Origin of the sequence: Xenorhabdus sp. KK7.4, from assembly GCF_963876465.1 — a bacterium.
Lineage (GTDB): Bacteria > Pseudomonadota > Gammaproteobacteria > Enterobacterales > Enterobacteriaceae > Xenorhabdus > Xenorhabdus stockiae.
In genome coordinates this window covers 1-238 of the sequence record NZ_CAWNQF010000059.1, presented here as the reverse complement: position 1 = coordinate 238, position 238 = coordinate 1, and the positions used below count along the sequence as shown (strand labels likewise).

Below are 238 nucleotides of genomic sequence, written 5' to 3'. Positions count from 1 at the left end.
GCTGGGTGTGTAAGCGTTGCGAGACGTTGAGCTAACCAGTACTAATGAACCGTGCGGCTTAACCTGACAACACCGAAGGTGTTTTGCGGGGATTGAGAGAAAGACGAAAAGTTTCAGAGAAAAAGGACCCACAAAAGAGGGTCACAGCTTGTTCGAGATAACAACCCGAATTTGTCTGGCGGCAATAGCGCGGTGGTCCCACCTGACCCCATGCCGAACTCAGCAGTGAAACGCCGTA

General features: G+C 51.7%; 1 rRNA gene. It reads left to right on the top strand.

Annotated elements, in window-relative coordinates:
• Positions 1-174: 174 nt before the first annotated feature.
• Positions 175-238 (top strand): 5S ribosomal RNA (rrf, locus tag AACS90_RS06190); the annotation flags it as partial.